This window comes from Eubacterium maltosivorans, assembly GCF_002441855.2.
Lineage (GTDB): Bacteria > Bacillota > Clostridia > Eubacteriales > Eubacteriaceae > Eubacterium > Eubacterium maltosivorans.
The window spans coordinates 4,239,264-4,257,144 of record NZ_CP029487.1 but is presented as its reverse complement, the minus strand read 5'-3'; the positions used below and the strand labels follow the sequence as shown (position 1 = coordinate 4,257,144).

19 protein-coding genes, 2 pseudogenes and 1 riboswitch are annotated in these 17,881 nt (G+C 44.7%); of the genes and pseudogenes, 8 read left to right on the top strand and 13 right to left on the bottom strand.

All coding sequences use genetic code 11. The features are described 5' to 3' along the window. The first annotated feature begins 419 nt into the window (after nt 1-419). Nucleotides 420-635, top strand: coding sequence for a hypothetical protein (locus CPZ25_RS19835; protein WP_074617738.1), 216 nt, complete (start codon nt 420-422; stop codon nt 633-635). A gap of 72 nt (nt 636-707) precedes the next feature. Here the strand turns inward: CPZ25_RS19835 and CPZ25_RS19830 are convergent, their stop codons facing one another. Continuing rightward, nucleotides 708-1,040, bottom strand: a complete 333-nt coding sequence (locus CPZ25_RS19830) for a helix-turn-helix domain-containing protein (protein ID WP_058695267.1) — start codon at nt 1,038-1,040, stop codon at nt 708-710. Next, a complete protein-coding gene (locus CPZ25_RS20630) occupies nt 1,027-1,194 on the bottom strand; it encodes a hypothetical protein (protein ID WP_158501365.1) in 168 nt (55 codons plus the stop codon). Before CPZ25_RS20630 ends, CPZ25_RS19830 begins: the two co-directional genes overlap by 14 nt. 209 nt (nt 1,195-1,403) lie before the next feature. Between CPZ25_RS20630 and CPZ25_RS19825 the strand changes: the two genes are divergently transcribed. After that, nucleotides 1,404-1,760, top strand: a complete 357-nt coding sequence (locus CPZ25_RS19825) for a helix-turn-helix domain-containing protein (RefSeq protein ID WP_058695268.1) — start codon at nt 1,404-1,406, stop codon at nt 1,758-1,760. 30 nt (nt 1,761-1,790) lie between these two features. Here CPZ25_RS19825 and CPZ25_RS19820 read toward each other — a convergent pair whose 3' ends face one another. Further along, nucleotides 1,791-2,303, bottom strand: a complete 513-nt coding sequence (locus CPZ25_RS19820; RefSeq protein WP_167495282.1) for a GNAT family N-acetyltransferase — start codon at nt 2,301-2,303, stop codon at nt 1,791-1,793. A gap of 2 nt (nt 2,304-2,305) precedes the next feature. Next, a complete protein-coding gene (locus CPZ25_RS19815; RefSeq protein ID WP_187368487.1) occupies nt 2,306-2,860 on the bottom strand; it encodes a GNAT family N-acetyltransferase in 555 nt (184 codons plus the stop codon). 139 nt (nt 2,861-2,999) lie between these two features. Between CPZ25_RS19815 and CPZ25_RS19810 the strand changes: the two are divergent. From CPZ25_RS19810 to CPZ25_RS19800, 3 genes and pseudogenes are all read left to right on the top strand, one after another. Continuing rightward, nucleotides 3,000-3,631 (top strand): annotated as a pseudogene (locus CPZ25_RS19810) (CatB-related O-acetyltransferase). An 85-nt stretch (nt 3,632-3,716) separates the two neighbouring features. Next, nucleotides 3,717-4,367 (top strand): TetR/AcrR family transcriptional regulator, encoded by a 651-nt coding sequence (locus CPZ25_RS19805; RefSeq protein ID WP_096920589.1) that lies wholly within the window; start codon nt 3,717-3,719, stop codon nt 4,365-4,367. 139 nt (nt 4,368-4,506) lie between these two features. Further along, on the top strand, nt 4,507-5,757 hold the full coding sequence (locus CPZ25_RS19800) for an MFS transporter (protein ID WP_096920630.1): 1,251 nt from the start codon (nt 4,507-4,509) through the stop codon (nt 5,755-5,757). Nucleotides 5,758-5,812: 55 nt separating this feature from the next. On the opposite strand, the gene CPZ25_RS19795 is transcribed toward CPZ25_RS19800, so the two are convergent. The 4 genes from CPZ25_RS19795 to mgtA form a co-directional block, all read right to left on the bottom strand. Further along, nucleotides 5,813-6,679 (bottom strand): PhzF family phenazine biosynthesis protein, encoded by an 867-nt coding sequence (locus CPZ25_RS19795; RefSeq protein WP_096920590.1) that lies wholly within the window; start codon nt 6,677-6,679, stop codon nt 5,813-5,815. Nucleotides 6,680-6,689: 10 nt separating this feature from the next. After that, a complete protein-coding gene (locus CPZ25_RS19790) occupies nt 6,690-7,199 on the bottom strand; it encodes a hypothetical protein (protein WP_096920591.1) in 510 nt (169 codons plus the stop codon). Between the two features lie 147 nt (nt 7,200-7,346). After that, entirely contained in the window at nt 7,347-7,496 is a 150-nt protein-coding gene (locus tag CPZ25_RS19785; protein WP_096920592.1) for a helix-turn-helix domain-containing protein, read from the bottom strand. 206 nt (nt 7,497-7,702) lie between these two features. Beyond that, on the bottom strand, nt 7,703-10,354 hold the full coding sequence (mgtA, locus tag CPZ25_RS19780) for a magnesium-translocating P-type ATPase (protein ID WP_096920593.1): 2,652 nt from the start codon (nt 10,352-10,354) through the stop codon (nt 7,703-7,705). A gap of 258 nt (nt 10,355-10,612) precedes the next feature. Continuing rightward, nucleotides 10,613-10,771, bottom strand: a riboswitch (M-box (ykoK) riboswitch). A 195-nt stretch (nt 10,772-10,966) separates the two neighbouring features. Between mgtA and msrB the strand changes: the two are divergent. The 3 genes and pseudogenes from msrB to CPZ25_RS19765 all read left to right on the top strand — a co-directional run. Continuing rightward, nucleotides 10,967-11,413: pseudogene (gene msrB / locus CPZ25_RS19775) on the top strand (peptide-methionine (R)-S-oxide reductase MsrB); the annotation flags it as partial. Nucleotides 11,414-11,584: 171 nt separating this feature from the next. Next, entirely contained in the window at nt 11,585-13,489 is a 1,905-nt protein-coding gene (locus CPZ25_RS19770) for an alpha-amylase family glycosyl hydrolase (protein ID WP_243129326.1), read from the top strand. A 128-nt stretch (nt 13,490-13,617) separates the two neighbouring features. Further along, nucleotides 13,618-13,878, top strand: a complete 261-nt coding sequence (locus CPZ25_RS19765) for a hypothetical protein (protein ID WP_058695276.1) — start codon at nt 13,618-13,620, stop codon at nt 13,876-13,878. A gap of 9 nt (nt 13,879-13,887) precedes the next feature. Here the strand turns inward: CPZ25_RS19765 and CPZ25_RS19760 are convergent, their stop codons facing one another. From CPZ25_RS19760 to CPZ25_RS21065, 5 genes are all read right to left on the bottom strand, one after another. Continuing rightward, nucleotides 13,888-14,949, bottom strand: coding sequence for an alcohol dehydrogenase (locus CPZ25_RS19760; RefSeq protein WP_207670835.1), 1,062 nt, complete (start codon nt 14,947-14,949; stop codon nt 13,888-13,890). Nucleotides 14,950-14,962: 13 nt separating this feature from the next. After that, nucleotides 14,963-15,580 (bottom strand): transglutaminase domain-containing protein, encoded by a 618-nt coding sequence (locus CPZ25_RS19755; protein WP_096920595.1) that lies wholly within the window; start codon nt 15,578-15,580, stop codon nt 14,963-14,965. Between the two features lie 80 nt (nt 15,581-15,660). Beyond that, complete coding sequence (locus tag CPZ25_RS19750) at nt 15,661-16,494, bottom strand: DNA-formamidopyrimidine glycosylase family protein (protein WP_058695278.1); 834 nt, start codon at nt 16,492-16,494, stop codon at nt 15,661-15,663. A 373-nt stretch (nt 16,495-16,867) separates the two neighbouring features. Continuing rightward, nucleotides 16,868-17,617 carry an MATE family efflux transporter gene (locus CPZ25_RS21070; RefSeq protein WP_279230304.1) on the bottom strand — a complete coding sequence of 250 codons (750 nt, stop codon included), beginning with the start codon at nt 17,615-17,617 and terminating at the stop codon, nt 16,868-16,870. A gap of 11 nt (nt 17,618-17,628) precedes the next feature. Further along, on the bottom strand, nt 17,629-17,871 hold the full coding sequence (locus tag CPZ25_RS21065) for an MATE family efflux transporter (RefSeq protein ID WP_279230303.1): 243 nt from the start codon (nt 17,869-17,871) through the stop codon (nt 17,629-17,631). Between the last annotated feature and the right edge of the window lie 10 nt (nt 17,872-17,881).

Sequence of the window (17,881 nt, the reverse complement as noted above, 5' to 3'; positions counted from 1 at the left end):
AGGAAAGAGGATATAATCCCAGGAACACCCGCTGCTGCACAGATCAGAAAAACATGATCTATCGATAATGCAATGACTGCTTTGCTCCAACAACGTGTTAAAACTGTCAACAAGGGATGCCGGCATGACGACACAAATATGATCGACTGCATCTGCGCAAGAGAATGATAAAAGACACAACCGAAAGTCTTGGCGCTTTTCCGTATTTCAAAATCATTCTACCTGTAAAGTTACTGGCAATCAACAGTGTCATCATCACGGGAATAATCATAATGCCCGTTGCCGAAATTCCCATGATCCCTTTACAAAAGTCAATACCTGATTCAGAACGCGCCTTTTACAAATATACTTAAATAGCTTCACCAATTTCATACATTGTGTTATAATAAGACCATAAAATGTAATCGGAGGTGTAGCAAATGCGGATCTGTCCACATTGTCAATATGAAATGCGCGAAAGCTTTGACATTAAAATTGACAGCACAGGAAATGGCCTAAAAGTTACAAAAGAGGGCACATTTGGTGAAGTGATCGGAAAGCCAAAGGTTGCGGTCTGTCCAAAATGTGGCGAAGTCTCAATTTATTTAGATGAATCTGACCTGTCCGCCATTGCGCCTCACAAAATAGAATACTGACATAAAATAAAAAAGCAAATGAAGGCCCTTACTGGGGACCCCCTATTTGCTTTTGTTATCGTGCTGTTTTATTTATTGTTCATGTTGGTGACTTACAAGAAAGAGACGGATGATCTCTTCAGCGTAGTTGATCTTCTCTTTGGGGCATTGAGCCAATACATCCAGCAGACTTGTTTTTTTACCGGCACCTTCCGATCCGTATAAAATGGTCTCCGCGGACATTTTAAGCACCTGCGAAAAACGGTTTAGACTCTTAAGTGAAAATCCTTTCGTTCCCAATTCGATATCTGTCAAAAATGTGGTGGAAACTCCTATTTTCTGCGCCAGCTCTTCACGGCTCAATTTTAGAAGTATCCGCTGCTTTCGGATTCTTAAACCAATGGCTTTGTGATCAAGTTCCTTCATTTCTGGGCTCCTTTCTTTCCTTAGAAGCTGTATCATCGGGATCCGAGGTCGCCTTTAGCGCTGTTACCACCGAAAGAATTTCCTTTTGAAATTCAGGTGTGGCCTGACTTAAATGCTCGAGAATTTCCTCAACAACTGCATTTTCTTTACTCACTGGAATCTCCTCCATTCATCAGGTCTAAGTATATGTATTTTATATTCTTTTTCGTTTATTAAATTCATTTTATATTAATTCACTCTGAATGTCAACTAAGTATTTAAAACAATGGTAACAGAGGAGTTTATATCTTCCAATTCCCTGATTGACAGCGGGTCTCAAGTATGGTAAATTAAAAAACAAATACGATAAAAGGGGGTTGACTATTGAGTATCGGAGAACGGTTGAAAGAAGCGCGCAAAGCGAAAGGATTTTCTCAGGATAAACTGGCTGAAGCAATAGGCACCTCACGTACGGTCATTACAGATATCGAGCGCGACAAAACAGAGCACCCGCGTGTCTCTTATGTCGATACCATCTGTAAAACACTGGAAATCAGCAAAGAGTGGCTGCTCCGGGATGAGGGTCCAATGGCCTATCCGCTTCCTGAATGGAACGCCAATGAGATTTTAACACAGATTCATGAAATTCTGGTTGATCTCCGCCCTGAAGAACAAATCTATGTGCTGGACATGATAAAGACCTATGAAAAGCACCGGATTGCCCTTAATAAAGAAACTTAGATGCTGACCTCTCCCCAAAAGGGGAGTTTTTTATTTTCTAACAGCTGAATAAAGCAAATGCGGCATATCCATTTCGTAGTAGTGCTTGACGATTTCGCCTTTCAATGTCATCCCATTACGTTTTGCAACAGCCTGTGAGGCGATGTTTGTATCACGGATAATGGAGTAGACCTCCTTAACGCCTAAAATCTCAAAGGCGTACTGCTTACAAGCTTTGGCCGCCTCAATTGCGTATCCTTTATGCCAGAAAGCCTTCTTAAACAAATAGCCCACCTCTAAAACTTTCTCTTCCCCCACATTTTGCCAGGTCAGGCCGCACTGTCCGATCATTTCTCCTGTTTCTTTAAGAAGCACTGCCCATAAGCCAAAGCCGTCTTCGCTGTAGCGTCTTTTCTGATTCTCCAGCCACTGTCTTACTTCCTCATCCTCAAAAGCATGCTCATAAGCTGTCATAACAACAGGATCCTGAAGCATCTCGCAGAGATCTTTAAAATCATAATCGCTCATTTCTCTAAGGGATAATCTTTTTGTTTTTAAAATCATATTTATTCTATCTCCTCATTCAATAAAACCATATGGATGTGGTCCTCCCATACACCGTTAATCTTTAAATATTTAGTGGATAAGCCCTCATTCTTAAAATCAAGCTTTTCGGCCACCCGCAAAGACGCCTTGTTTTTGGGCATAATATTGGCTTCAATTCGATGAAGCCCTAGCGGTCCAAAGGCCGTTTCAATTCCCTTCTTCAACGCTTCTGTCATGAGCCCTCTGCCCTGCCTCTTTTCATCCAGCCGGTAACCCAGAAAACACGAGCAAAATGGCCCCATAACGATATTATTAAAAGAAATGTTACCGATAATCCTCCTTTCATTTTCTGGCATCAGCCAATATCTTAAGCCATGCCCCTGTAAAAAATCTCTTTCATCCTGCTTCAAAGCTTTTTGCTGATAAGCCTCTGTATAAAACGCTGAATCATGCGCTGCATCCCAGGCTTTCAAAAAATCGGCGTTTCGTATAAAATAATCGGTCACCAGTTCCGAGAGTGCTGTCTCTGACCGCCTGAGCACTAATCTGTTAGTAAAAAGCATTTTTTCAATCATACCTATCCTCCAATCCCATAAAAGAGGTCTTTAATATTACCACCTTTTTCAAAAAAAGAAAAGCTTTTTTATACTCCACCCCCAGTTAAATCTTCTTCGCTATGGTATAATCATTAAAAGACTTCAAGAAGGAACTAAAATGCCAAACGCGAATAGAATGTATCCCAGAAACGGCGATACCAATAGTATTTATCTCAAAAACGCCATAACAGACCCTGCAATTGAAGTAGGTGATTTTACTGTTTATAATGATTTTGTCAATGATCCCCGTGATTTTGAAAAGAATAATATCCTTTATCACTATCCCATTAACCATGACCGCTTAATTATCGGGAAATACGGGTCGATCGCCTGTGGTGCCAGGTTTATTATGAACGGAGCCAACCACGCAATGAGCTCACTGTCTACCTTTGTTTTTCCTCTCTTGCTGATGATTGGAGCACTCAGCTTCAAATGCAGGATAGCTGGGAAAACAAAGGAGACACAGTTATCGGAAGTGACGTATGGATTGGCTATGAGGCTGTCATTTTTCCAGGTGTCCAGATCCGCCACGGCGCCATTGTGGCTTCCAGAGCCTTGGTTTCAAAAGATATAGAGCCCTTCACTATTGTTGGCGGTATTGCAGCTAAACCGATAAAAAAACGTTTTGATGAAAAGACCATTGATAAACTGCTTGAAATAAGCTGGTGGGATTGGCCTGCCGAAAAAGTTCAGAAACACCTGGAAGATATTACATCTGGAAATATTGATGCCTTTATGAAGAATGCTTAAATTACAGCTCTTGACTTGACAACAAAAAAACACAGTGGTATTATTTTTACATACCAACCGAATGTATTTAAAGAAGGAAGTATCTATGGCAAGAAACAAACATCCCGAGGTAACAATTAACCGTATTCTGGATACCTCATGGGAATTATTTATGGAAAAGGGCTATGAAGCCACCACAATTCAAGACATTGTCAATGCGCTCGGCGACCTGAGCAAGGGCGCGATCTACCACCATTTCAAAAGCAAAGAAGAAATTCTCGACGCCGTCACCGACAGGTTTTATAAAGAACAAGGGCTTTTGGATGTGCTGACTCAGAATCCGAAAAATAAAACCGGGTTAGAACGCCTGCAGCAGTGTATGATCATATCACTGGAAAGCCCCTTTAACCACGCTGTTTATCATATGGTCCCCGACTTGTTAAAAAACGCGCGGATGCTGGTCATGCAGGTTAAAACATCGATGGAGGATACTGCGCCTTCCATTCAGGTCCTGATTGAACAGGGAGTAGCAGATGGGTCAATCCATACCAAATATCCTAAAGAACTAGCAGAGACCCTGATTTTACTGTCAAATCTCTGGATTACGCCTGCGCTGTTTACCAAAACGCGGGAAGAGTTTTATGAAAAAATCAAATTTCTTGACGCCCTTCTTTCTTCCCAGGGATTGAACCTTATTAATGAGGCTGTTAAAAAAGCCATCGACGTATTTGCAGACGCTGTTTATTCAGAAAAATAAATTTAAACATCACCGCATACCCAGTGCCCGGTTAATGCATTGGATATGCGGCATTGATACCGCTCCTCAAGAGGAGCCATTTTTTAATCTCATTTACATACCATCGGTCGGTATTAAAATTATTTTGGAGGTCATTACCTTGAATACTAAATCAAAACTTTTTAACCGGGATTTTACCTTGGTTGTTATCGGACAGATTATTTCACTGTTCGGAAACGCAATTTTGCGCTTTGCCCTGCCGCTTTATCTGCTTAACCTTACAGGCTCATCGGCTGTTTTCGGCTCGATCATGGCCATATCAATGATCCCGATGGCCCTGCTGTCCCCCATCGGCGGTATTATCGCAGACCGTGTAAACCGCCGGAATATTATGGTCGTTTTAGATTTTATCACCTCAGGAATTGTCATTATCTTTGGCCTTGTTTTTATTCCTGATCAAGCGGTGGTTTTGATTGGCGTTATGATGGTACTGCTCTCCATTATTCAGTCGTTTTACAGCCCCTCCGTCCAGTCCAGCATTCCTCTGCTTTCTTCCTCAGAAAACCTTATGAAATCCAATGCTGTTGTCAATCAGGTGCAGTCTCTCTCTTCGCTTCTGGGCCCTGTCTTTGGCGGTATGCTCTATGGTTTTTTTGGTCTGACACCTATTATTTTTATCGGCGGCATCAGCTTCTTCCTCTCTGCGGTTATGGAAGTTTTTATTCATATGCCCTATAAAAAGCGTCCGGCCGAAAGCTCTGTTTTGTCGATTGTCAAAGGCGATATGCGAGATAGTCTAAACTTTATTCTGTATCGACAGCCTGTTATTTTTAAAGCTCTGCTTGTCGTCTGTGCCTTTAACCTTTTTATCACCTCCATGTTCATAATAGGGATGCCCACAGTCATCACCATTAATCTTGGCCTCTCCAGCCAGCTTTACGGTATCGCTCAAGGAATCATGATGGCCGGAGCGCTGCTCGGCGGTATTCTTGTCAGTCTTCTCTCGGATAAGCTCACCCAAGACAAGGCCCACCTCATTCTAGCCGGTTCTGCGCTTTGTGTTCTCCCGATGGGTCTGGTACTTCTGCTCGGACTGCCGTCGATGGTCAGCTACGCGGTCATCACCTTTTTTGGAATGTCACTCATGGCTCTGGCCTCCATTTTTACGGTGATGATGATGTCTTATGTGCAGATCATTACACCGGAAAACTTAATTGGAAAGGTAATGTCTTTTATCATGGCAATTTCAGTCTGTTCACAACCAATCGGGCAGGCTCTCTACGGTTTTCTGTTTAAAATATTCGGCAGAGCTCCCTGGACTGTTATTTTTGGTACCGGTCTTATTGCCATTGCCATCACGCTGGCTTCGCGTAAAATTTTTCAAAGTATTGAACTGATTCCGGCAGATTAAAAAAGAGATGATGTGGCAAAACAGCACATCATCTCTTTTTCTCTTTATTATTAATCTAAACAAGCGCTCCTTTAAGTACAATGACCGCTGCGCCGCCAACCCGAATGCGTGGTTTTCCTTCTTTTTCATCAAAAATTGTTTTAATCACCGAAGGCTTTCCCATAGCTTCTCCCTGAACAAAACGATTGATCTCATTGGGCTTTACAATGCCATACTGCCTGAGATACCAGGTCAGCGCGCCATTGGAGGTGCCTGTAGCAGATTCCTCGTCAATTCCGCAGACGGGGGCAAAATTGCGGCACCGGGCAGTGATTTCGATATCCTTTTCCAGACAGAAAAGATGTATCCCCGTCACGCTATAGGCCGCAGATAACAGTGAAACTTCCTGAGCCTTTAAAACCGCTGCTTCCAATGCCTTTTGATTTTTGACTGGGAGCATAATATCACTGAGGCCAGTGTTTATAATCTGAGGGATCATCGCTTCTGGCGCGTCGTATTTATCGAGTGACAGTGAGGTATAAAGGGCTTCACTCTCTTCCTGATCAAAAATTTTAATGATTCTCGGCACCGCCATTTCCATCCAGATATCTTTTTCAGACACTTTAACCTCAAGGTCGCCGGCCATTGTCTCTGCTCTGCAGCTTCCGGCTTTAATAACTCCCTCCTTATGCAAAACAGTAAAGGCCGCGATTGTTGCATGTCCGCAAAGTTCTACCTCCTGCATCGGTGTAAAATACCTCAGCTTAAAAACTTCTTTTTCCAGTTTCTTTATAAAGGCTGTTTCAGAATAACGTAACTCTGCGGCCAACTGCCGCATATAGTCCGGCTCGGGAAAATCCTTTCCGCTTTCGAGAAGAACAACTCCTGCCTGATTACCACAAAAACGCTTTTCTGTGAATGAATCAACAATGTATATTTTCATTTTTAACTCCTTACCACCCGCCATAAAGCTTTATCAAAAGCTCCCGGAACCGCAACCACATTTCTGTAAATTCCTGCTTGATGGCCAGTACCATCATCTCACTGTCAATAACTTTGCCGCTGCCGCCGATATACCGCTCCGCAATCCGCGCGCCGCTGGTTATCTCTCCACAGGCAATATGTCCTCTTGCATACCCCCCCACTGCTATATGGGAAGCGATGGCACAGCCTCCGCTGGCAAACATCCCCACCGCCAGTCCGCCGAGCGCAAAAATCCCCAGAGCCACACCGCCGATTGCGATTCCTCCTGCGGCCACACCGCCACAGGCGAGAGCCAGTCCCAGGGCTAATCCTCCAAGCACCAGCAGACCAAAGCTCAGCGCGCCAAAAGAAAAAATCCCCACTGAAATCAAACCTATTGAAATAAGACCTGTCGCAATGTTACCAACAGCAATGATTCCCCTCGCCTTGAAGTTCGTCTTGAACCGTCTGTCATACCATCCAATATTTATATGAATCAAAGGAAGTCCTCCAATATGACTCTTGCTTTTGTATTCATAATGGCGGCGCCTAGGAACTTTCACTGTTTTTATCGTCGCCTCTTTCTCTAAAGCCGGCGGCACCTCACCTTTTATGAGTTCATCTAAAGAAACTTCAAAAATTTCACTTCAAAGAACGAGATTATTGATATCTGGATTGGCTAATCCTGATTCCCATTTAGAAACGGCCTGTCTGGAAACTCCCATACGCTCCGCGAGTGCCTCCTGAGAAAACCCTTTTTGCCTTCTAAGCTGAAGTAGCCTTTCTTGAAATGTCATTTTTCCACCTCCATTGTTTCTTTTAGAAAACGCATGGTTTATTAAGCTACCAACCTTTCTTTACATTTTGTCAACCAATGGTTGCATTCTCTATTTTCGGCCTGTTTCTGGACATTTTATCATTTAATATGCCTGGAGACAATGGCTGTCTTCCTGATATAAAAAACCTGTGCAGGCTATTTCACATACACAGGTTCCCAATATGGTCAAAGCAGTTCGCCATAACGACGTATAAATATTTTTTTCAACATTGTTACCAGAGCCATATACAACAGCACCGTGATAACGAGAAATGGAAAATACATTCCCGGAAGCGGTACCATATCGAGCGCCGCCCCGATGAAGGTAAAGGGCAAAATCGTACCGACTGCAATCCCCAGAGTGGTTAACCCTGTCAGCTGCCATGAAGCATGACTTCCGATAAAAGGCAGCTTTGGCGAACGGATCATATGAATGACCAGTGTTTGAGTCCAGAGTGACTCTATAAACCATCCTGCGTGGAACAGTGCAATAAATCCTATTTGAGCCGTTTGACCGAGGGTATGGAACGCACCGCCAAAAACCATAGGACAGAGGTAGAAAAACAGGAATAAATAGGTTGTAATATCAAATACTGAGCTCACAGGCCCCATCCACAGCATAAACTTGACAATGGAGGAAGCGTCCCATTTTCTTGGCGTTTTCAAGTATTCTGGATCGACATTATCCCACGGGATGGCCGTGCAGGAAATATCATAAATCAGATTGAGCACCAAAAGCTGCATGGGCAACATGGGCAACATAGGCAGAAAAATACTGGCGGCCAAAACAGAAAACATATTGCCAAAATTAGAGCTTGCGGTCATTTTAATATATTTTATAATGTTGGCATAGGTCTTGCGGCCCTCTACCACACCTTCTTCCAGCACCATCAGATCTTTTTCCAGCAGAATGATATCCGCAGATTCCCTCGCAATATCCACAGCTGTATCAACCGAAATCCCTACGTCAGATGCTTTCATGGCGCCAGCGTCATTGATCCCGTCTCCCAGAAATCCTGTGGTGTGCCCGTTGCTCTTTAAGGCCTTTACAATCCGCACTTTTTGCAGCGGAGAAAGTTTGGCAAAGATGTCTGTCTTCTCCACAACTTTTTCCAGTGTGTTATCATCCATTTTTTCAATATCTGAGCCTAACAGTATCTTCTGGGCGGGCATACCTACCTGGCGGCAGATCGCTTTTGTCACCACTTCATTGTCACCTGTCAGCACCTTAACACCCACGCCATATTCTTTGAGAACCTTCAAAGCTGCTGCAGTGCTTTCTTTCGGCGGATCCAGAAAAGCCAGGTACCCGATAAGTACCATATCGGATTCATCCGCTACCGAGAACACGCCGACCGGCGCTGGATTTGTCTTCTGCGCCACACCCAAAACCCGCATACCGGAATCATTATAACGCCGTACCTGCTCTAAGATTTCATTCTGAACCTCCTCGGTGATGGGCTCAACCTTTCCCTTATATTCTGCAAAGCTGCATACACTCAGCATTTCTTCAATGGCACCTTTTGTGATCATCTGAGTTTTACCGGTACGGTCAGTTACCACTACACTCATACGGCGGCGGTTAAAATCAAAGGGGATTTCATCCACTTTCTGGTATTCTTCTTTTAAAACAGTGGCTGTTCCCATATTCACATGATTGATAACAGCCTGATCCATTAAATTTTTAAGGCCTGTCTGATGCCAGCTGTTCAGAAAAGCGTGGCGCATAACGCGGTCGTCCTCATTGCCGTGAATGTCCAGCGGGTATTCCAGAACCACCTTATCCTGCGTAAGAGTCCCGGTTTTATCCGTGCACAAGACATCCATAGCACCAAAATTCTGAATGGCGCTCAGATTTTTGACAATGACCTTTTTCTTTGACATGGCCACAGCGCTTTTCGCGAGATTCGCCGAGACGATCATCGGCAGCATTTCAGGAGTCAACCCAACAGCCACTGAAATTGCGAATAAAAAGGCTTCAGTCCAGTCGCCTTTTGTTAATCCATTGGCAAAAAATACCAAAGGTACCATAACCAGCATAAAACGGATCAAAACCCATGAAACAGAATTGACCCCTTTATCAAAGCTTGTATTCTGCTGCTTTGGGCTCAGCTGGCTGGCTATAGAACCAAAAATAGTATCATCGCCCACTGCCAGCACCAGCGCTTTGGCTGATCCGCTGACCACATTCGTTCCCATAAAAGCCAGATTGTTGCAGGACAACGGATCATCCTCCGCATTTTCTACCGGGCTTCCATACTTTTCAACCGCTTCACTTTCTCCGGTCAGTGAAGACTGGCTGATAAAAAGATCACGCGCGTTCAGAATTCTCACATCTGCTGGGACCATATCGCCAGCCGCCAGGTAGATAATATCCCCCACCACAATTTCATCCAGAGGAATCTCTGCTTTTCCAGCAGGGCTCCTGTCGACCGCAGCGGTTGTTTCGACCATCTCGCCAAGCCTCTCGGCGGCACGGTCAGATTTCTGTTCCTGAAAAAAGCGCAGTGATCCACTGATCAGTACCATGACTCCGACAATTATTACGAATACAGGATCCTTTTCTCCCGGCGGTGCCATCGCTACATCTGTAACAAACGAAACCAGTGCAAGCACGATCAAAATAATCGTAAAGGGATTGACAAAAGCGTCAAAAATCCGTTTCAGGACGGAATCACTCTGATGACGGCTTAATTTATTTTCGCCATAAGCTTCTCGCATTTCTGAAGCCTTTTCTTCATTGTAGCTGCCGGCGCCATAGACTTTAATTAAAGCCTTTTCTTCTGTAACAGCAGCTTCCAGCAGTCTGTCTTTTGCATTATTTGAAATCACTTTCATTGTCTTAACCTCCTGAATTTTATTTAATCCTTTCTGTTAAGACACAAGCCTCAGTAAAGGCTGTTACCGGAAGGGGAAAAACGGGCGTGCTTCGCCTGTCTGTATCCTTCTTCCTGTGGTTCCTCCACCCTTTTGGGGCTTATGCCTTTCTCTCGTCCAACGTCCATTTTTCTCACCTGCCTCTCTGTTTGCTGAAATAAAAAACCTCTGCCAAAGCTCAAGCAATGACAGAGGACAACATATCAAAAAAATCGTCTTTTATCAGTTCACCGTTCAAGCTTTAGCTTCACAGGGCGGTGAAATTACATTAGTCAATGCCTTGTATTCGACATAAACTGTTGACCAACTTGTAGTGTCTCCACTAGTTCGCGGCAGTAATCCATATCCCTGTGGTAGCCTCACCTACCGAAATATTTATTTCTTTGCTATTTTACTTCCTTTGTTTCAATTTGTCAAGCCACTTACTAATTTCTTAAGCTTATAACCAGAAACTCCCCTCCGATACATCTATTGGTTTATTTAAGCATGCTTTGTGTTGAATTGGGTATAATCAAACCATCTTATGAAGGAGGTTTCATTATGAAACAATATACCCCAAAATCAACCAAGGTACCAGATACGTACAAAAAGCCTGACGGCCAATCCTTAAAAAAGACACTATCGCCAGAAGCCTACGAGGTAACACAAAATAGTATGACTGAGTGCGCCTTTACCGGTGAATACTGGGATCAATTTGAGCCGGGGATCTATGTGGATATCACTACCGGTGAACCTCTTTTTTCCTCATCTGATAAATTTGATGCCGGATGCGGATGGCCTTCCTTTTCGAAACCCATTGATCCGGATACGATCCGGGAACACAAAGATACCAGCTACGGCATGGTCCGGACAGAGGTACGCAGCCGGAGCGGCGACGCACATCTCGGCCATGTCTTTGATGACGGACCTGCTGCCTTTGGCGGAGAACGCTACTGCATTAACAGTGCAGCTCTGAGGTTTATCCCAAAAGAGCAAATGGAAGCAGAAGGTTATGGCTGGCTTCTCCCTATTATACCATAATTTCAAACTATAATTCTTCTCCCAGTTGTTTTATCTTTTACTTAAAAGGGTATTTATAAAACAAGTTAAGGAGTTGATTAAATGTCTTCAGTTAATTTAGAAATTTTAAAAATAGATCCTTATTTAAAATCTTACACATCCGCGATCGAATGGCAGGTAAAGCGATTTAACATGAAAAAAAAGGCTCTTTTAAAAAATAAAAAGGGCCTTTCTGATTTTGCGGACGGTTACCTTTATTTTGGCTTTCACAAAAAGGCTGACGGATGGGTTTACCGTGAGTGGGCTCCGAACGCCCAATCTGTTTTTCTCATTGGTGATTTTAACGGATGGGATAGAACCGCTACCCCCTTGAAGCCTTTGGGCAGCGGCAATTGGGAAGTTTTTCTCCCTGGCGAAAAATCCCTAACACACGGCTCACGTGTTAAGGTGCATATTAAGACTGAGGGACGGTCCTTTGACCGCGTACCGCTTTATTGTAAACGTGTGGTTCAGGATAAGAATACCTTTGCATTTGACGGACAGGTTTGGAATCCTGCGCAGCCCTACAGATGGCGTGAAAAAACCTTTCATCCCGACCAGTCCGTACCTCCGCTCATCTACGAAGCTCACATCGGCATCGCCGGAGAAGCCCCAGAGGTTTCAACCTTCAATGAATTCACACAAAATATACTGCCGCACATTGCCGGACTTGGCTACAATGCCATCCAGCTCATGGCGATTATGGAGCACCCTTACTATGCTTCCTTTGGCTACCAGGTTTCTAATTTCTTTGCGGTTTCCTCCCGTTTTGGTACTCCTGAGGATTTAAAGGCGCTCATCGATACAGCACACCGTCTGGGCATCGCAGTCATCCTCGATTTGGTACACTCTCATGCCTCCCGCAATGTTCTGGACGGTATCGGAGAATTTGACGGAACAGACTATCAGTTTTTTCACGCTGGTTTGGAGGGTGATCACCCCGCTTGGGGTTCTAAGGTTTTTAATTATGATAAGCCCGAGGTTCTCCACTTTCTTTTATCCAATATAAAATTCTGGCTGGACGAATACCATTTTGACGGCTTCCGTTTTGATGGTGTTACCTCTATGCTATACCATAACCATGGGCTTGGCATAAACTTTGATTCATACGATCAGTATTTTTCACCCAACACGGACATGGCAGGCCTCACCTATCTCCAGATGGCTTCCAGCCTTGCAAAAGAAATAAAGCCTGATTGTTTTCTAATTGCTGAGGATATGAGTGGCTTTCCTGGGATGGCGCTTCCAGTCTCTTTGGGCGGTCTTGGCTTTGATTACCGGCTGGGCATGGGTCTTCCCGATTTCTGGATCCACACTTTAAGAGATGTAAACGATGAGGACTGGGACCTAAAAACTCTCTGGCATGAGCTTACACAGCGCCGGCCAGGCGAAAAAGTCATTGGTTATGCCGAATCCCATGATCAGGCGATTGTCGGCGATAAAACTATCATGTTCTGGCTGGCCGGTCAGGATATGTATAACGATATGAATGTCTTTAACCAAAACCCTGTCATTGAGCGCGCCATGGCTTTACATAAAATGATCCGGCTGATCACCTGTACCTGCGCCGGCGAAGGCTATATGAATTTTATGGGTAACGAGTTTGGTCATCCCGAATGGATCGATTTCCCCCGTGAGGATAACGGCTGGAGCTACCAGTACGCCCGCCGACAGTGGCATCTGGCAGAGGACACCAATCTTCGATACCGCTATCTTCAGGATTTCGACAGCGCCATGATCCATTTTGCAAGAGATACAAAGCTGCTTGAATATCCTTCAGAGCTTTTACTCATCGATACCTGGGCAAAACTGCTACTTTATTCAAAAGGCCCTTACCTCTTTGCCTTTAATTTTCATCCGACAAGAGACTTCAACGGATTTATCCCGCTTCCTGGCAACAGTGGTTATCAACCCGTTCTTAACACAGAGTCCCATCATTTTGGAGGATGGATAGACACAGAGCCTGCCCCAATTGCTTCAAAATCCGATTGCCCCGGTATGCTTACCACCCTGTATATTCCAAAGCGTTCAGCTGTGGTCTACTCCTCTGTGTGCTAAAAAGAGGGCACGGATATTGCAATAAGCGGTCCGTGCTTTCTTGTATTTTTGTTCCACAGATGTTATAGTTACAGAAGATGAGACGGCGTAACGACACACTGTCTTCTCATTGCGAAAGGAGTCCTTTAATGAAAACTTCTATTTTATCTCCTAATGACCAAAATGCACTTAAAGAAAAAATCATCGTCGCGGTTGATCCCAAGCTTACACTGCAACAGGAAGGTGTTGATTTTATGCTCTATCCTGACATGAAAAAAGAAGGCTACGCCCTGATGCTGGAGGAAGACGGCGGCTGTGACTCTCTCAGCGCTTTACAAAAGGGAACCGAACAGCTTATCGCTGCCGGCGCCATCGTTGTTACTCCCTATGGTATACTCGAATACCTTTAATACCCAAAGCTATCGTTGATAAGGTGTTACTGCCCATTTAATGCAGTGATCCAGCTTATTCTCAAATATACGGTAGCCCTCTAAAATATCATTAAGAGGAGCCTCGTGCGTTATGAGAAATTCTGTATTGATGCGCCCCGCCTCAATAAGCTTCATAATGCGCTCACAGTGGACAGCGTCCACACCGCCGGTTTTAAAAATCAGATTCTTTCCATACATTTTTTCAAGTGGAAGTGTCTGGGCCTTTCCGTACATGGCAACCAGGGCGACAACACCGTTAGGCCTCGCGAGTTTCCAGGCCAGCTCAAAGGTGTTCTCACCGCCAGCCGCCTCAACCACGCCGTCTGCACCACGGCCATCCGTTAAGCCCTTGACCGCCATCTCGGCATCTTCTGCTGATGGGTTGACTGTTTCGTCTGCTAATCCCTGCTCTACCGCTAATTTCAGACGTTCATCCTGAATATCCAATGCGATAATCCGGGCCGCGCCAAACAGGCGCGCGCAGCTCATAGCACAGAGCCCCACTGGTCCGGCTCCGATAACAGCAATGGTATCACCAGGTTTAATCTCGCAGAGCTCTGCGCCAAAGTAGCCGCTTGATAAAATATCCCCCAACAGCAGTGCCTCTTTGTCAGTGACAGAATCTGGTATTTTAGTCAGTCCCATATCCGCAAAGGGGACTCTTACATATTCTGCCTGGCAGCCATCAATCCGACATCCAAGCTCCCAGCCTCCTTTTTCACAGTTATTGATAAAGCCCCACCGGCAGTACCCACATTCGCCACAAAAGGTAATACAATTGGCGGCAACGCGCACTCCCGACTTTAGCTTTTTAACGCCCTTTCCCACTTCGATGACTTCACCTACAAATTCGTGGCCGAGCACTTTTTCTGGTATGGCTCTCGGAACTGCTCCATGCATGATATGAAGATCGCTGGTACAAATTGTTGAGAGTGATACGCGGACAATGGCGTCTGTATCTTCCACAAGCCCCGGAACCGGCACATCCAAAAGCTCGATGGTGCCGTCCTTATGGCAGACAAGCCCTTTCATCATTTTTTCTGATTTCATTTTTATTCCTCCCTTATAAAGATTCTGGCAGGCCATGTAAAATCATATCGAGAGCGTCCTGATTTCTTACCAGAGCCTTTATTGTAGCAGGCACCGAGCTTACATAAATTTCCGGATAGTCCCTCTCGTCATACTCTGGACGGACCGGAAAAGCCAGATGCTCTCGTTCTGGATGCGCTTTATTAAACTGAGCGTTCTTTCCAAGGGTATTTCCCCGTGCGTCAATACGTATCCACAGCTTTTCAGTTTCCAGGTAAACACCGTTCAGACAGTGTATACAATAACCTGTATCCGGTGTATCCCCAATGGTCAGGCGCTGATAACAAAAGCCTGCCGGTATCCCTTTTCGTCTCAGCAGGGCCGCCAGCAACATAGCTTTAGCATAACAGATACCCTCGCCGGCCTTTAGCACCTCAGAAGCCGTTCGTATTACCCTGTGGCTCTGTATATCCCAGGAATGATCGATGGCATCCCGCACAAAAAGAAACGCCCGTTCTGTATAATCCAGTTTGTTTTCAGAAAGCCTATACAGGCTTTCTGACTTATCCACAACGGTATGGTCACTGTAATCAACATATGGGCTCTCCTTTAAATAATCTTCCAAATTTTTGCTTTTCGGTATGAGTTTCATTTTACCTCCCAAAGTTCAGTCTTCCTGATCTGGTAAAAATATTATAGCATAAAAAAGACCGGAACAACCGGTCTTTTGCTTTAACTATTTTTAATAGGCTGGCAATTTGGACAGTAATAAATGCTGCCGCCAAGATAGGTTTCCTTAACAATGGCGCCGCCGCAAACCGGACAGGGCACTTTATAGGTATTTTTAGATAATATACTTTTATATCCGCCCTTCATACCAAAAATATCCTTCTCGGTATCCCGCCCTCCTTTTATAGTCATCTGATGTAAGGTGGATTTAACGGAGCCAAACAGGTGCCTAAGTTCCTCCGCCGTCAGATATTCCAGCTTTGTTCTGGGGTTGACTCGAGCGTTAAAAAGAATATCCTGCAGGCAGCCATTGCCCAGGCCTGGAATTCGCTGCTCCGTCGCTAGAAGGGCCTTAGCACTTGTATTTTGTTTAGCCGCAGCTACAATAGCGTCGAACCATTCCCGATCAAATTTTCCACTTAAGGGCGATGGCTTTTCTCTGGCAACCTGATGGTAATAATTATCATTTTCACCTTCTACATATGCCCAGATCGCGCCGTACATAGCTACTGAAAATACTAAGGCGGTCTCATCCTCAAAGGTCAGCAGGAGTTGATGCTTCTTGGGCTGCTTTTCCTTTGCCTCTAGGTAACGTATATTGACACCGTCCCCCAGCAATAGACGCTTATCTCCAAATTCAATTTCCACATAGCCGCCATACGATATGGCTTTGTCTACACGCATTCCTAAAAGCAGCTCGCGGCAGGCCTCTGGCTCGCCATTGAAAAAAGCAAATTTATGTGGCGACGCTCCCGCAACCACCTGTTCGATCTGTTTCCCTCTAATGATCTCATCTAATTGTCCAGCTATGGTATAGCTTTCTGGTAATTCCAGCATGTTGCACCTCCTCTTTTCCCGTATTATACCCTATAAACACTGACAGGTTTTGTCATATTTTACTGCCACTTGCTTTTTTTGCAGTAAACAATCCCCAAAACCGCTGAAATTAACGGCGACAGAGCCTCTCCCATATAAATTCCCACAAAGCCAAGGCTTAAGCTAAACCCCAGAAAGGCACTAACCCCCAGCCGCATCACCACAGAATCCAACAGTGAATTAGCCTGGCAAAGGTGGCGTGGCCCGTTCCAGTGGCAAAAGCATTGCAGGTGTACATAACCGTGTAAAATAAGCCGTTAATCGAAGCACAGATTCTTAGGTAAAGCACGCCTTCACTCAGCACTTCGGGATCTGTATTGAATATTCCCACAACTTAAGGCGCCGTACACTGAATAAAAAGTGTTCCCAGCATTACAATGATCAAATTTAATTGAAGCCCGTTTTTTAATATCTTTCTGACCCTGTCCGGCTTCTGTGCCCCCATATTTTGCCCGACCATAGTGGTTACCCCCGTTCCAATGGCCCAGCATGGCATAGCTAAAAAAGTATTGATTTTCAAACCAATTCCTGCAGCAGTCGCATTGGCAACACCATAAACATTAAGCATTGAGGTCACCATAAGGTATAAAAGATTTACAACCGCTAGCTGAAGTGCTGATGGCAGTCCTATTTTTAAAATAGGGATCAACATCTCAGAGGATATCCTGAAATGCCTGGGCTTGAAATCAAAAACAAAATCACGTTTTCTGAGATAAATGACCGCAATGATAAATGCACTTCCCTGGGCTATAACTGTCGCCGACACAGCGCCCTGTGTCGCCAGCTTAAAACTACCTACAAGTAAAGCATCCAGAATAATATTGATTACACTGGCAGCCGCTACAAACAGTAACGGACTTTTGGCATCGCCCAATCCCCGGACTATTGCACAAACTGCATTGTACCCAAAAACAAAGAATACCCCAATGCTCATAATGCTCATATATTCGCAGGCGTAACGCATCGCTTCTGGCGGAACCCGCATCATGTATAAAATCGGGCGGTACAGGCAGAGGCTGATCATCGTAAGGGCCGCCGCCAAAGCTGAATAAGGTTCCAATAGCACGTTTCTGCCCTTCTTCATCTCCCGCTCCTTTAAACTGAGCCGCAACCACACTTCCCCCCCATGGTCACTCCCATACAAACCGCATTTAAAACAAAACAGATCATGGCAGAGCTGCTGATCGCCGCTAAGGCCGCGCTGCCGGTGAACTGGCCAACAAAAACCATATCAACCATTTCATAGACAGACTGCAGCGGGTTTGCCAGAAATAGAAGAAAGCTGAACCCCACCAACTGTCTTGTAATATTTCCACTTGTTAAATTATTTAATTTCATTTTGACTTTG

Coding starts and splice junctions, on each gene's coding strand:
- CPZ25_RS19835 (WP_074617738.1), top strand. CDS start 420: ATGCGGATCTGTCCACATTGTCAATATGAAATGCGCGAAAGCTTTGAC.
- CPZ25_RS19830 (WP_058695267.1), bottom strand. CDS start 1,040: ATGAAGGAACTTGATCACAAAGCCATTGGTTTAAGAATCCGAAAGCAG.
- CPZ25_RS19820 (WP_167495282.1), bottom strand. CDS start 2,303: ATGATTTTAAAAACAAAAAGATTATCCCTTAGAGAAATGAGCGATTAT.
- CPZ25_RS19815 (WP_187368487.1), bottom strand. CDS start 2,860: ATGATTGAAAAAATGCTTTTTACTAACAGATTAGTGCTCAGGCGGTCA.
- CPZ25_RS19805 (WP_096920589.1), top strand. CDS start 3,717: ATGGCAAGAAACAAACATCCCGAGGTAACAATTAACCGTATTCTGGAT.
- CPZ25_RS19795 (WP_096920590.1), bottom strand. CDS start 6,679: ATGAAAATATACATTGTTGATTCATTCACAGAAAAGCGTTTTTGTGGT.
- CPZ25_RS19785 (WP_096920592.1), bottom strand. CDS start 7,496: ATGACATTTCAAGAAAGGCTACTTCAGCTTAGAAGGCAAAAAGGGTTT.
- mgtA (WP_096920593.1), bottom strand. CDS start 10,354: ATGAAAGTGATTTCAAATAATGCAAAAGACAGACTGCTGGAAGCTGCT.
- CPZ25_RS19770 (WP_243129326.1), top strand. CDS start 11,585: ATGAAAAAAAAGGCTCTTTTAAAAAATAAAAAGGGCCTTTCTGATTTT.
- CPZ25_RS19765 (WP_058695276.1), top strand. CDS start 13,618: ATGAAAACTTCTATTTTATCTCCTAATGACCAAAATGCACTTAAAGAA.
- CPZ25_RS19760 (WP_207670835.1), bottom strand. CDS start 14,949: ATGAAATCAGAAAAAATGATGAAAGGGCTTGTCTGCCATAAGGACGGC.
- CPZ25_RS19755 (WP_096920595.1), bottom strand. CDS start 15,580: ATGAAACTCATACCGAAAAGCAAAAATTTGGAAGATTATTTAAAGGAG.
- CPZ25_RS19750 (WP_058695278.1), bottom strand. CDS start 16,494: ATGCTGGAATTACCAGAAAGCTATACCATAGCTGGACAATTAGATGAG.
- CPZ25_RS21070 (WP_279230304.1), bottom strand. CDS start 17,617: ATGAAGAAGGGCAGAAACGTGCTATTGGAACCTTATTCAGCTTTGGCG.
- CPZ25_RS21065 (WP_279230303.1), bottom strand. CDS start 17,871: ATGAAATTAAATAATTTAACAAGTGGAAATATTACAAGACAGTTGGTG.